This is a genomic window from Prescottella soli (assembly GCF_040024445.1).
Taxonomy (GTDB): Bacteria; Actinomycetota; Actinomycetes; order Mycobacteriales; family Mycobacteriaceae; genus Prescottella; species Prescottella soli.
The window spans coordinates 2732141-2747014 of sequence record NZ_CP157276.1 but is presented as its reverse complement, the minus strand read 5'-3'; the positions used below and the strand labels follow the sequence as shown (position 1 = coordinate 2747014).

At 60.3% G+C, this 14874-nt stretch carries 3 protein-coding genes and 5 rRNA genes; all 8 read left to right on the top strand.

Annotated elements, in window-relative coordinates:
• The 8 genes from ABI214_RS12920 (at position 1) to ABI214_RS12885 (ending at position 14844) form a co-directional block, all read left to right on the top strand.
• Positions 1–2808 carry an FAD-binding and (Fe-S)-binding domain-containing protein gene (locus ABI214_RS12920; protein WP_348602944.1) on the top strand — a complete coding sequence of 936 codons (2808 nt, stop codon included), beginning with the start codon at positions 1–3 and terminating at the stop codon, positions 2806–2808.
• Positions 2809–2822: 14 nt separating this feature from the next.
• Positions 2823–3005 (top strand): hypothetical protein, encoded by a 183-nt coding sequence (locus ABI214_RS12915; RefSeq protein WP_348602943.1) that lies wholly within the window; start codon positions 2823–2825, stop codon positions 3003–3005.
• 5 nt (positions 3006–3010) lie between these two features.
• Positions 3011–3505 (top strand): hypothetical protein, encoded by a 495-nt coding sequence (locus tag ABI214_RS12910; protein WP_348602942.1) that lies wholly within the window; start codon positions 3011–3013, stop codon positions 3503–3505.
• A gap of 499 nt (positions 3506–4004) precedes the next feature.
• Positions 4005–5523 (top strand): 16S ribosomal RNA (locus ABI214_RS12905).
• A 337-nt stretch (positions 5524–5860) separates the two neighbouring features.
• Positions 5861–8990, top strand: a 23S ribosomal RNA gene (locus ABI214_RS12900).
• 131 nt (positions 8991–9121) lie between these two features.
• Positions 9122–9238, top strand: a 5S ribosomal RNA gene (gene rrf, locus ABI214_RS12895).
• 634 nt (positions 9239–9872) lie between these two features.
• A 16S ribosomal RNA gene (locus ABI214_RS12890) occupies positions 9873–11391 on the top strand.
• 323 nt (positions 11392–11714) lie between these two features.
• A 23S ribosomal RNA gene (locus tag ABI214_RS12885) occupies positions 11715–14844 on the top strand.
• The 16S, 23S and 5S rRNA genes sit together here, the layout of an rRNA operon.
• Positions 14845–14874: the final 30 nt, after the last annotated feature.

Genomic DNA, 14874 nt, shown 5'->3' with positions numbered 1-14874 from the left:
ATGCCGGACTGGACGCCGATCTCCGACGCGCTGCGCCGCGCGGGGGTGCGGGACGTCCGGGACGACGGCACCACGCGGGCGATGTACTCGTCGGACGCGTCGCTGTACCGGGTGCCGCCCACGACGGTGGTGTTTCCGCGTGCGGTCTACGAGGTCGCCACGGTGCTCGACGTCTGCCGCGCCGAGGGGGTTCCGATCACGGCGCGCGGCGCCGGGACGTCGGTCGCGGGCAACGCGGTCGGCCCGGGGGTGGTCCTCGACTTCAGCCGCTATCTCGGCCGGGTGCTCGACGTCGATCCGCAGGCGCGCACGGCGGTCGTCGAACCGGGTGTCGTGCAGGCGACCCTGCAGCGTGCGGCGGCGCCGCACTGGCTGCGGTTCGGTCCCGACCCGTCGACCCACAACCGCTGCACCATCGGCGGGATGCTCGGAAACAATGCATGTGGCGCAAGGACTCTCGGCTACGGCCGCACGTCGGACAACGTCGTCGGTCTCGAGTTCCTCTCCGGCGCCGGGGAGGAGCTGTCGCTGCCCGCCGCGACCGATGCCCCGATCCTCGCGGCCCTGCGCGACGTCACCAGTACCGGATTGGCCACCATCCGAACGGAATTCGGCCGCTTCGGACGCCAGGCGTCGGGGTACGCGCTCGAACACCTGCTGCCGGAGAACGGCTTCGACGTCCGGAGGTTCCTCGTCGGCAGCGAGGGCACGCTCGGCATAGTCACGCAGGCGACCGTGCGTCTGGTGCTGGATCCGGCACACCGGGTGCTGGTCGCGCTGGGCTACGACGACATCGCGTCCGCCGGCGACGACTCCAAGGCCGTGCTGGGTTTCCGTCCCACCGCGTGCGAGGGCATCGATTCGCGCCTGGTCGACGTGGTCCGCGACCGCCGCGGGTCGCAGGCGGTGCCCCCGCTGCCGCGGGGTGCGGCGTGGCTGTTCGTCGAGATCGCGGGGGACGCGCGTGACGAGGTGCTGGGCCGGGCACAGGCACTGGCGAAGGGGTGCGGTGCGATCGACGCCCTCGTCGTCGAGGATCCCGCGCGGGCCGCGGCCCTGTGGCGGATCCGGGAGGACGGTGCCGGCCTGGCCGGGCGCAGCCCCGCCGGCAAGCCCGCCTACGCGGGTTGGGAGGACGCCGCGGTCCCGCCGGATCGGATGGGCTCCTACCTGCGCGACTTCGACGCCCTGCTCACCGACTTCGGCATCACCGGCCTGCCGTACGGGCACTTCGCCGACGGGTGCCTGCACATCCGGCTGGACCTGCCGATGGACCGGCCCGACGGCACCGCCGTCTTCCGTCGTTTCCTCACGTCTGCCGCCGAACTGGTCGCACGCTACGACGGGTCTCTGTCCGGTGAGCACGGCGACGGTCGCGCCCGCAGCGAACTGCTGCCGCTCATGTACTCGCCGGACGCGTTGCGCCTGTTCGGCGCCGTCAAGCACGTCTTCGACCCCGACAACGTCCTCAATCCCGGCGTCCTCGTCGACCCGCGGCCCGTCGACGCGGACCTGCGCGTCCCGCAGACGTCGCCGCTGCGCCGGAACCTCGCGCTCGCGTACCGCGACGACGGCGGCGACTTCGCCCAGGCCGTGCACCGCTGCACGGGTGTCGGGAAGTGCCGCGCCGACACCACCGGCACCGGCGGCGTCATGTGTCCGTCCTATATGGCGACGCGGGAGGAGAAGGACTCGACCCGCGGACGCGCCCGCGTCCTGCAGGAGATGGTCAACGGCAGCCTGGTGGGGGAGGGGTGGCGCTCGCTGGAGGTGCACGACGCCCTCGAGCTGTGTCTGTCGTGCAAGGGCTGCGCGTCGGACTGTCCCACCGGCGTCGACATGGCGTCCTACAAGTCGGAGGTCCTGCACCAGAGCTATCGGAAGCGGCTGCGTCCGGTCTCGCACTATTCATTGGGGTGGCTCCCGCGGTGGGCGGCGATCGCGGGACGGGCGCCGAAACTGGTCAACGCCGTAACTCGGCTGCCCGGTGTGGCACCGGTCGCGTTGACGCTGGGCGGTGCCGATCGTCGACGGAACGTCCCGCAGTTCGCGCCCACGTCGTTCCGGCGCTGGTTCGCCGCGACCGCCACCGAGCGCCGCACCACCGGCGACCCTGTCGTGCTGTTCGTCGACACCTTCACCGACCACTTCACGCCCGAGGTCGGGATCGCGACGGTCCGGGTGCTCGAGGATGCGGGCTTCCGGCCGCGCCTCACCCAGAGGCGCCAGTGCTGTGGCCTGACGTGGATCACCACCGGTCAGCTCGACGCCGCCCGCCGCATCCTCGGCCGCACTGTGACGGCGCTGGCCGACGAAGGTGTGCCGATCGTCGGGATGGAGCCGTCGTGCACGGCAGTGCTGCGCGCCGACAGCCTCGAACTGCTCGGTACCGACGCCTCGCGCGCCGTCGCCGAGTCCACCCGCACCCTCGCCGAACTGCTCACCGACCGCGACGGCTGGGAGCCGCCGGATCTCTCGGGCACCTCGGTCGTCGCGCAGCCGCACTGTCACCATCATGCGGTGATGGGATGGGGAGCGGACGCGACACTGCTGCGTCGGGCCGGCGCCACGGTGGAACGTCTCGGCGGGTGCTGCGGGCTCGCGGGGAACTTCGGGGCGGAGAAGGGGCACTACGAGGTGTCCGTCGCCGTCGCCGAGCACCAGCTGCTGCCGGCGGTGGCGCGGGCGCGGCCCGGGAGTGTCGTCCTCGCCGACGGCTACTCGTGTCGGACGCAGATCACCGACCTGACTCGACGTGAGGGCGTTCACCTGGCCCAACTCCTGGCCGAACAGGGACAACAGGGCTGAGGCACAATCCAGCCATGGTCTCCACACCGGTCCTCGTCACGATCATCTCCGTCTGTATCGGATTCGTACTGTTCGTCCTGGCGGCGAGCGGCGCGCGGGGGCAGTGGGACAAGCGCCTCGTGGGCGGGCTCCTGGTCGCCGCCGTCCTGTGCCTGACGGCCGTGCCGCTGTCGGTCGCCCTGAGCGCGGCGGTGTGACTCCCGTGCGTGGGGGGAACACCTGGCCCGGCGAGTGGCCGCCGACGGCCCGTCAGATCGCCGTGGCAACCGACGACGCCATCACCGCGGCGCGCGTTGGTTCGCGTGAGCAGTTGACCGAAGTGCTCGACGACATGGTCGCGCTGCCGTTCGAGCAGGTGACGATCGTCCATGCCGGTGTCGTGCGGGCACTGCTGGAGGACCTGCACCCCGACGGCTTCTCCGGGGAGGACATCCAGGGGGCGCTGACGCGGGTCGCCGGCGCCGCGATCACCTGGCTGCCGGACCTCGACGTCACGGCGCTCGCCGCGGTCCTGACCGGTTCCCTCGGTCTCACCGAGATGAGCGACGACGCCCAGAGGATCGGCCAGGCCGACTATCTCCGCAGTGCGGTGTTGGTGATGGCCGATCTGCTCGCGACCGCCGATGTCACTGCCGACCGGTACATCCGCGCCGCCATCGGCGAGATCGCGCGGGCCGAGACCATCGAGATGCCCTGAACTGGCTGCAGGACCGCCGAATCGCAGGGGAATTCTGCAACTCACCGGTTCTGACCTGGCGATTTGGCAATCTTCCGCCGGCTCGCGTAACTTATTCCAGGTCAGAGCGACACGGACACCGACCCGCCGCGATCTTCACAGGTCAGCGAGGGAAAACGAGGTTGTACGGGGAGCGCCTGGCGAATCTGCTGAAACTCCTGCGGGGGCCGGATTTGCATCCGGTGCCGGTGCGGGTTAGGCTGGAACGGTTGCCCCGGAACGAGGAACTGCAAAGTTTCGAGTGATGGTGTGCGCGTGTTCTTTGAGAACTCAACAGTGTGTCGATGAATGTCAGTGCCAATTTTGGTACTCCACCACTTTTTGTGGTGGGTATTTGCTGATCGTCTCATTCTTCCGTCTGGGATGGTCAGCGCAAACAGCTAGTTTGAGTTTATTTTGCTAGTGATTTGACTCGATGTCTATGACTGATTAGTGGCTTCGGCTGCGAAATCTAGAGTCTTCAACGGAGAGTTTGATCCTGGCTCAGGACGAACGCTGGCGGCGTGCTTAACACATGCAAGTCGAGCGGTAAGGCCCCTTCGGGGGTACACGAGCGGCGAACGGGTGAGTAACACGTGGGTGATCTGCCCTGCACTCTGGGATAAGCCTGGGAAACTGGGTCTAATACCGGATATGAGCTCCTGTCGCATGGCGGGGGTTGGAAAGGTTTACTGGTGCAGGATGGGCCCGCGGCCTATCAGCTTGTTGGTGGGGTAATGGCCTACCAAGGCGACGACGGGTAGCCGGCCTGAGAGGGCGACCGGCCACACTGGGACTGAGACACGGCCCAGACTCCTACGGGAGGCAGCAGTGGGGAATATTGCACAATGGGCGAAAGCCTGATGCAGCGACGCCGCGTGAGGGATGACGGCCTTCGGGTTGTAAACCTCTTTCAGCAGGGACGAAGCGAAAGTGACGGTACCTGCAGAAGAAGCACCGGCCAACTACGTGCCAGCAGCCGCGGTAATACGTAGGGTGCGAGCGTTGTCCGGAATTACTGGGCGTAAAGAGCTCGTAGGCGGTTTGTCGCGTCGTCCGTGAAAACTTGGGGCTCAACCCCAAGCTTGCGGGCGATACGGGCAGACTTGAGTACTGCAGGGGAGACTGGAATTCCTGGTGTAGCGGTGAAATGCGCAGATATCAGGAGGAACACCGGTGGCGAAGGCGGGTCTCTGGGCAGTAACTGACGCTGAGGAGCGAAAGCGTGGGTAGCGAACAGGATTAGATACCCTGGTAGTCCACGCCGTAAACGGTGGGCGCTAGGTGTGGGTTTCCTTCCACGGGATCCGTGCCGTAGCTAACGCATTAAGCGCCCCGCCTGGGGAGTACGGCCGCAAGGCTAAAACTCAAAGGAATTGACGGGGGCCCGCACAAGCGGCGGAGCATGTGGATTAATTCGATGCAACGCGAAGAACCTTACCTGGGTTTGACATATACCGGAAACACCTAGAGATAGGTGCCCCCTTGTGGTCGGTATACAGGTGGTGCATGGCTGTCGTCAGCTCGTGTCGTGAGATGTTGGGTTAAGTCCCGCAACGAGCGCAACCCTTGTCCTGTGTTGCCAGCGCGTAATGGCGGGGACTCGCAGGAGACTGCCGGGGTCAACTCGGAGGAAGGTGGGGACGACGTCAAGTCATCATGCCCCTTATGTCCAGGGCTTCACACATGCTACAATGGCCGGTACAGAGGGCTGCGATACCGTGAGGTGGAGCGAATCCCTTAAAGCCGGTCTCAGTTCGGATCGGGGTCTGCAACTCGACCCCGTGAAGTCGGAGTCGCTAGTAATCGCAGATCAGCAACGCTGCGGTGAATACGTTCCCGGGCCTTGTACACACCGCCCGTCACGTCATGAAAGTCGGTAACACCCGAAGCCGGTGGCCTAACCCTTGTGGAGGGAGCCGTCGAAGGTGGGATCGGCGATTGGGACGAAGTCGTAACAAGGTAGCCGTACCGGAAGGTGCGGCTGGATCACCTCCTTTCTAAGGAGCATTCTCCAGTCGAGGGCCGACACAGGTTGTGTCCTCGCTGGCAGAGGCCGTTTAGTCCCCACATGTGGGACTGCGGTTGCTCATGGGTGGAACACTGACAAGCATTTTCTTCATGACTGCCGGCCCGAGTGCCGGTGGGAAGAGAGTTATATCGGCGCACTGTTGGGTCCTGAGAGAACACGCAAGTGTTTCCTCGAAGGAAGAAACGACAAGCGGGAAACGCAGGTCATACCGCAGCGGGAACGGGAGTTCCGGTTGGTCCGGTGTCTGCACGAGTTTTCTGCTTGTGTGTTGTTTGAGAACTGCACAGTGGACGCGAGCATCTTTGTTGTAAGTAATTAAGAGCGTACGGTGGATGTCTTGGCACCAGGAGCCGATGAAGGACGTAGGAGGCTGCGATAAGCCTCGGGGAGCTGTCAACCGAGCTGAGATCCGAGGATGTCCGAATGGGGAAACCCAGCCACAGTGATGTGTGGTTACCCGCGCCTGAATATATAGGGCGTGTGGAGGGAACGTGGGGAAGTGAAACATCTCAGTACCCACAGGAAGAGAAAACAACATGTGATTCCGTGAGTAGTGGCGAGCGAAAGCGGATGAGGCTAAACCATGGGTGTGTGATAGCCGGCGGGCGTTGCATTCGTGGGGTTGTGGGATCCGTCTTGTCAATTCTGCCGGATTGGCCGACAGTAAGAAATCATCGTGTTAGTCGAAGTGGTCTGGAACGGCCCGTCGTAGAGGGTGAAAATCCCGTAGACGAAAACATGGTGACTGTCGTGACGGACACCCGAGTAGCAGCGGGCCCGTGAAATCTGCTGTGAATCTGTCGGGACCACCCGATAAGCCTGAATACTCCCTGGTGACCGATAGCGGACTAGTACCGTGAGGGAAAGATGAAAAGTACCCCGGGAGGGGAGTGAAATAGTACCTGAAACCGTGCGCTTACAATCCGTCAGAGCCTTCGCACCTTCGGGTGGGGGGTGATGGCGTGCCTTTTGAAGAATGAGCCTGCGAGTTAGCGGCATGTCGCGAGGTTAACCCGTGTGGGGTAGCCGTAGCGAAAGCGAGTCCGAATAGGGCGAGTCAGTGGCATGTTCTAGACCCGAAGCGGAGTGATCTACCCATGGCCAGGGTGAAGCGACGGTAAGACGTCGTGGAGGCCCGAACCCACTTAGGTTGAAAACTGAGGGGATGAGCTGTGGGTAGGGGTGAAAGGCCAATCAAACTCCGTGATAGCTGGTTCTCCCCGAAATGCATTTAGGTGCAGCGTCGCGTGTTTCACTCTGGAGGTAGAGCTACTGGATGGCCGATGGGCCCCACAAGGTTACTGACGTCAGCCAAACTCCGAATGCCAGAGTGTGAGAGCGCGGCAGTGAGACTGCGGGGGATAAGCTTCGTAGTCGAGAGGGAAACAGCCCAGATCGCCGGCTAAGGCCCCTAAGCGTGTACTAAGTGGAAAAGGATGTGGGGTCGCGAAGACAACCAGGAGGTTGGCTTAGAAGCAGCCACCCTTGAAAGAGTGCGTAATAGCTCACTGGTCAAGTGATCCTGCGCCGACAATGTAGCGGGGCTCAAGTACACCGCCGAAGCCGCGGCATTCACATAACACCCACTTCCTCCTGCGGGGGGTTGTGCAGTGGTGTGGATGGGTAGGGGAGCGTCGTGCAGCCATGGAAGCGCCGGAGTGATCCAGGTGTGGAGGCTGCACGAGTGAGAATGCAGGCATGAGTAGCGAAAGACGAGTGAGAAACTCGTCCGCCGAATGACCAAGGGTTCCTGGGCCAGGTTAATCCGCCCAGGGTGAGTCGGGACCTAAGGCGAGGCCGACAGGCGTAGTCGATGGACAACGGGTTGATATTCCCGTACCCGTGTGAACGCGCCCCTGGTGAATCAGTGATGCTAAGCGCCCTGAAGCCACTTTCGAACCTTCGGGTTCTCCGGTGTGTGGATGCGCGTGAACCGATCTGGTAGTAGCCAAGCGATGGGGTGACGCAGGAAGGTAGCTGAGCCAGTCAGTGGTAATACTGGTGTAAGCGTGTAGGGCGTGGCCTAGGCAAATCCGGGTCACATATAGCCTGAGACGTGATGCGTAGCCGATTGAGGCGAATTCAGTGATCCTATGCTGCCGAGAAAAGCCTCTAGCGAGCTTTCACACGGCCCGTACCCCAAACCGACACAGGTGGTCAGGTAGAGAATACTAAGGCGATCGAGATAACTGTGGTTAAGGAACTCGGCAAAATGCCCCCGTAACTTCGGGAGAAGGGGGGCCTCGTCTGGTGATCCAACTTGCTTGGTGAGCTGGGTGGGGCCGCAGAGACCAGAGAGAAGCGACTGTTTACTAAAAACACAGGTCCGTGCGAAGTCGTAAGACGATGTATACGGACTGACGCCTGCCCGGTGCTGGAAGGTTAAGAGGACCGGTTAGCCAGTAATGGCGAAGCTGAGAATTTAAGCCCCAGTAAACGGCGGTGGTAACTATAACCATCCTAAGGTAGCGAAATTCCTTGTCGGGTAAGTTCCGACCTGCACGAATGGCGTAACGACTTCTCTGCTGTCTCAACCACAGACTCGGCGAAATTGCATTACGAGTAAAGATGCTCGTTACGCGCGGCAGGACGAAAAGACCCCGGGACCTTCACTATAGCTTGGTATTGGTGTTCGGTTCGGTTTGTGTAGGATAGGTGGGAGACTGTGAAGCATGCACGCCAGTGTGTGTGGAGTCGTTGTTGAAATACCACTCTGATCGTATTGGACATCTAACCTCGGACCATGATCTGGTTCAGGGACAGTGCCTGGTGGGTAGTTTAACTGGGGCGGTTGCCTCCCAAAATGTAACGGAGGCGCCCAAAGGTTCCCTCAGCCTGGTTGGCAATCAGGTGTCGAGTGCAAGTGCACAAGGGAGCTTGACTGTGAGACTGACAGGTCGAGCAGGGACGAAAGTCGGGACTAGTGATCCGGCACCGGCAAGTGGAAGCGGTGTCGCTCAACGGATAAAAGGTACCCCGGGGATAACAGGCTGATCTTCCCCAAGAGTCCATATCGACGGGATGGTTTGGCACCTCGATGTCGGCTCGTCGCATCCTGGGGCTGGAGTAGGTCCCAAGGGTTGGGCTGTTCGCCCATTAAAGCGGCACGCGAGCTGGGTTTAGAACGTCGTGAGACAGTTCGGTCTCTATCCGCCGCGCGCGTTAGAAACTTGAGGAAGGCTGTCCCTAGTACGAGAGGACCGGGACGGACGAACCTCTGGTGTGCCAGTTGTTCCGCCAGGAGCACTGCTGGTTAGCTACGTTCGGAAGGGATAACCGCTGAAAGCATCTAAGCGGGAAGCCTGTTCCAAGATGAGGTTTCTCACCCCCTCGAGGGGGTAAGGCCCCCGGCAGACCACCGGGTTGATAGGCCAGAACTGGAAGTCCGGTAACGGATGGAGGTGACTGGTACTAATAGGCCGAGGACTTACCACAAAGAAGCTACGCGTCCACTGTGCGGTATCTGAAACAACACACAGATACCATTCACCCCCAACACCCCAGAGCCCTCGTGGCCGGCGGGTGGTTCGGGCGGGGGAATTGAATGTGTGACAGTTTCATAGAGTTACGGCGGCCATAGCGGAGGGGAAACGCCCGGTCCCATTCCGAACCCGGAAGCTAAGCCCTCCAGCGCCGATGGTACTGCACTCGACAGGGTGTGGGAGAGTAGGACACCGCCGAACATCCTTTCCCGAAGGCCCCCACCATTACTGGTGGGGGCCTTCGGCGTTTCCGCATATATACATGTATTCGGCTCCCTCCGGGCAGCCGGCGACCGGAAAGCCGGCCCTGAGCGACGATCTGTGCCGGGCCACTGAACGGTCAGAAGTCCCGCACCCCCGCGTTTACGACTGTTCATCATCCGGCTTGACCTGGCGATTTGGTGTTCTGCGCAAGGTTCGCGTAACTTATTCCAGGTCAGAGCGACACGGACACCGACCCGGCCGCGATCTTCACAGGTCAGCGAGGGAAAACGAGGTTGTACGGGGAGCGCCTGGCGAATCTGCTGAAACTCCTGCGGGGGCCGGATTTGCATCCGGTGCCGGTGCGGGTTAGGCTGGAACGGTTGCCCCGGAACGAGGAACTGCAAAGTTTCGAGTGATGGTGTGCGCGTGTTCTTTGAGAACTCAACAGTGTGTCGATGAATGTCAGTGCCAAATTTTGGTACTCCACCACTTTTGTGGTGGGTATTTGCTGATCGTCTCATTCTTCCGTCTGGGATGGTCAGCGCAAACAGCTAGTTTGAGTTTATTTTGCTAGTGATTTGACTCGATGTCTATGACTGATTAGTGGCTTCGGCTGCGAAATCTAGAGTCTTCAACGGAGAGTTTGATCCTGGCTCAGGACGAACGCTGGCGGCGTGCTTAACACATGCAAGTCGAGCGGTAAGGCCCTTTCGGGGGTACACGAGCGGCGAACGGGTGAGTAACACGTGGGTGATCTGCCCTGCACTCTGGGATAAGCCTGGGAAACTGGGTCTAATACCGGATATGAGCTCCTGTCGCATGGCGGGGGTTGGAAAGGTTTACTGGTGCAGGATGGGCCCGCGGCCTATCAGCTTGTTGGTGGGGTAATGGCCTACCAAGGCGACGACGGGTAGCCGGCCTGAGAGGGCGACCGGCCACACTGGGACTGAGACACGGCCCAGACTCCTACGGGAGGCAGCAGTGGGGAATATTGCACAATGGGCGAAAGCCTGATGCAGCGACGCCGCGTGAGGGATGACGGCCTTCGGGTTGTAAACCTCTTTCAGCAGGGACGAAGCGAAAGTGACGGTACCTGCAGAAGAAGCACCGGCCAACTACGTGCCAGCAGCCGCGGTAATACGTAGGGTGCGAGCGTTGTCCGGAATTACTGGGCGTAAAGAGCTCGTAGGCGGTTTGTCGCGTCGTCCGTGAAAACTTGGGGCTCAACCCCAAGCTTGCGGGCGATACGGGCAGACTTGAGTACTGCAGGGGAGACTGGAATTCCTGGTGTAGCGGTGAAATGCGCAGATATCAGGAGGAACACCGGTGGCGAAGGCGGGTCTCTGGGCAGTAACTGACGCTGAGGAGCGAAAGCGTGGGTAGCGAACAGGATTAGATACCCTGGTAGTCCACGCCGTAAACGGTGGGCGCTAGGTGTGGGTTTCCTTCCACGGGATCCGTGCCGTAGCTAACGCATTAAGCGCCCCGCCTGGGGAGTACGGCCGCAAGGCTAAAACTCAAAGGAATTGACGGGGGCCCGCACAAGCGGCGGAGCATGTGGATTAATTCGATGCAACGCGAAGAACCTTACCTGGGTTTGACATATACCGGAAACACCTAGAGATAGGTGCCCCCTTGTGGTCGGTATACAGGTGGTGCATGGCTGTCGTCAGCTCGTGTCGTGAGATGTTGGGTTAAGTCCCGCAACGAGCGCAACCCTTGTCCTGTGTTGCCAGCGCGTAATGGCGGGGACTCGCAGGAGACTGCCGGGGTCAACTCGGAGGAAGGTGGGGACGACGTCAAGTCATCATGCCCCTTATGTCCAGGGCTTCACACATGCTACAATGGCCGGTACAGAGGGCTGCGATACCGTGAGGTGGAGCGAATCCCTTAAAGCCGGTCTCAGTTCGGATCGGGGTCTGCAACTCGACCCCGTGAAGTCGGAGTCGCTAGTAATCGCAGATCAGCAACGCTGCGGTGAATACGTTCCCGGGCCTTGTACACACCGCCCGTCACGTCATGAAAGTCGGTAACACCCGAAGCCGGTGGCCTAACCCTTGTGGAGGGAGCCGTCGAAGGTGGGATCGGCGATTGGGACGAAGTCGTAACAAGGTAGCCGTACCGGAAGGTGCGGCTGGATCACCTCCTTTCTAAGGAGCATTCTCCAGTCGAGGGCCGACACAGGTTGTGTCCTCGCTGGCAGAGGCCGTTTAGTCCCCACATGTGGGACTGCGGTTGCTCATGGGTGGAACACTGACTACCTCATCCGCGTATCGGATGGTCACATGACCGCCGGCGGACGATATATCGGCGCACTGTTGGGTCCTGAGAGAACACGCAAGTGTTTCCTCGAAGGAAGAAACGACAACATCTGGGCGTGGTCATACCGCGGGGTTCTGCTCCGGCTGGTGCCACATTCGGTCTGGGTGTTGTGTGTTGTTTGAGAACTGCACAGTGGACGCGAGCATCTTTGTTGTAAGTAATTAAGAGCGTACGGTGGATGTCTTGGCACCAGGAGCCGATGAAGGACGTAGGAGGCTGCGATAAGCCTCGGGGAGCTGTCAACCGAGCTGAGATCCGAGGATGTCCGAATGGGGAAACCCAGCCACAGTGATGTGTGGTTACCCGCGCCTGAATATATAGGGCGTGTGGAGGGAACGTGGGGAAGTGAAACATCTCAGTACCCACAGGAAGAGAAAACAACATGTGATTCCGTGAGTAGTGGCGAGCGAAAGCGGATGAGGCTAAACCATGGGTGTGTGATAGCCGGCGGGCGTTGCATTCGTGGGGTTGTGGGATCCGTCTTGTCAATTCTGCCGGATTGGCCGACAGTAAGAAATCATCGTGTTAGTCGAAGTGGTCTGGAACGGCCCGTCGTAGAGGGTGAAAATCCCGTAGACGAAAACATGGTGACTGTCGTGACGGACACCCGAGTAGCAGCGGGCCCGTGAAATCTGCTGTGAATCTGTCGGGACCACCCGATAAGCCTGAATACTCCCTGGTGACCGATAGCGGACTAGTACCGTGAGGGAAAGATGAAAAGTACCCCGGGAGGGGAGTGAAATAGTACCTGAAACCGTGCGCTTACAATCCGTCAGAGCCTTCGCACCTTCGGGTGGGGGGTGATGGCGTGCCTTTTGAAGAATGAGCCTGCGAGTTAGCGGCATGTCGCGAGGTTAACCCGTGTGGGGTAGCCGTAGCGAAAGCGAGTCCGAATAGGGCGAGTCAGTGGCATGTTCTAGACCCGAAGCGGAGTGATCTACCCATGGCCAGGGTGAAGCGACGGTAAGACGTCGTGGAGGCCCGAACCCACTTAGGTTGAAAACTGAGGGGATGAGCTGTGGGTAGGGGTGAAAGGCCAATCAAACTCCGTGATAGCTGGTTCTCCCCGAAATGCATTTAGGTGCAGCGTCGCGTGTTTCACTCTGGAGGTAGAGCTACTGGATGGCCGATGGGCCCCACAAGGTTACTGACGTCAGCCAAACTCCGAATGCCAGAGTGTGAGAGCGCGGCAGTGAGACTGCGGGGGATAAGCTTCGTAGTCGAGAGGGAAACAGCCCAGATCGCCGGCTAAGGCCCCTAAGCGTGTACTAAGTGGAAAAGGATGTGGGGTCGCGAAGACAACCAGGAGGTTGGCTTAGAAGCAGCCACCCTTGAAAGAGTGCGTAATAGCTCACTGGTCAAGTGATCCTGCGCCGACAATGTAGCGGGGCTCAAGTACACCGCCGAAGCCGCGGCATTCACATAACACCCACTTCCTCCTGCGGGGGGTTGTGCAGTGGTGTGGATGGGTAGGGGAGCGTCGTGCAGCCATGGAAGCGCCGGAGTGATCCAGGTGTGGAGGCTGCACGAGTGAGAATGCAGGCATGAGTAGCGAAAGACGAGTGAGAAACTCGTCCGCCGAATGACCAAGGGTTCCTGGGCCAGGTTAATCCGCCCAGGGTGAGTCGGGACCTAAGGCGAGGCCGACAGGCGTAGTCGATGGACAACGGGTTGATATTCCCGTACCCGTGTGAACGCGCCCCTGGTGAATCAGTGATGCTAAGCGCCCTGAAGCCACTTTCGAACCTTCGGGTTCTCCGGTGTGTGGATGCGCGTGAACCGATCTGGTAGTAGCCAAGCGATGGGGTGACGCAGGAAGGTAGCTGAGCCAGTCAGTGGTAATACTGGTGTAAGCGTGTAGGGCGTGGCCTAGGCAAATCCGGGTCACATATAGCCTGAGACGTGATGCGTAGCCGATTGAGGCGAATTCAGTGATCCTATGCTGCCGAGAAAAGCCTCTAGCGAGCTTTCACACGGCCCGTACCCCAAACCGACACAGGTGGTCAGGTAGAGAATACTAAGGCGATCGAGATAACTGTGGTTAAGGAACTCGGCAAAATGCCCCCGTAACTTCGGGAGAAGGGGGGCCTCGTCTGGTGATCCAACTTGCTTGGTGAGCTGGGTGGGGCCGCAGAGACCAGAGAGAAGCGACTGTTTACTAAAAACACAGGTCCGTGCGAAGTCGTAAGACGATGTATACGGACTGACGCCTGCCCGGTGCTGGAAGGTTAAGAGGACCGGTTAGCCAGTAATGGCGAAGCTGAGAATTTAAGCCCCAGTAAACGGCGGTGGTAACTATAACCATCCTAAGGTAGCGAAATTCCTTGTCGGGTAAGTTCCGACCTGCACGAATGGCGTAACGACTTCTCTGCTGTCTCAACCACAGACTCGGCGAAATTGCATTACGAGTAAAGATGCTCGTTACGCGCGGCAGGACGAAAAGACCCCGGGACCTTCACTATAGCTTGGTATTGGTGTTCGGTTCGGTTTGTGTAGGATAGGTGGGAGACTGTGAAGCATGCACGCCAGTGTGTGTGGAGTCGTTGTTGAAATACCACTCTGATCGTATTGGACATCTAACCTCGGACCATGATCTGGTTCAGGGACAGTGCCTGGTGGGTAGTTTAACTGGGGCGGTTGCCTCCCAAAATGTAACGGAGGCGCCCAAAGGTTCCCTCAGCCTGGTTGGCAATCAGGTGTCGAGTGCAAGTGCACAAGGGAGCTTGACTGTGAGACTGACAGGTCGAGCAGGGACGAAAGTCGGGACTAGTGATCCGGCACCGGCAAGTGGAAGCGGTGTCGCTCAACGGATAAAAGGTACCCCGGGGATAACAGGCTGATCTTCCCCAAGAGTCCATATCGACGGGATGGTTTGGCACCTCGATGTCGGCTCGTCGCATCCTGGGGCTGGAGTAGGTCCCAAGGGTTGGGCTGTTCGCCCATTAAAGCGGCACGCGAGCTGGGTTTAGAACGTCGTGAGACAGTTCGGTCTCTATCCGCCGCGCGCGTTAGAAACTTGAGGAAGGCTGTCCCTAGTACGAGAGGACCGGGACGGACGAACCTCTGGTGTGCCAGTTGTTCCGCCAGGAGCACTGCTGGTTAGCTACGTTCGGAAGGGATAACCGCTGAAAGCATCTAAGCGGGAAGCCTGTTCCAAGATGAGGTTTCTCACCCCCTCGAGGGGGTAAGGCCCCCGGCAGACCACCGGGTTGATAGGCCAGAACTGGAAGTCCGGTAACGGATGGAGGTGACTGGTACTAATAGGCCGAGGACTTACCACAAAGAAGCTACGCGTCCACTGTGCGGTATCT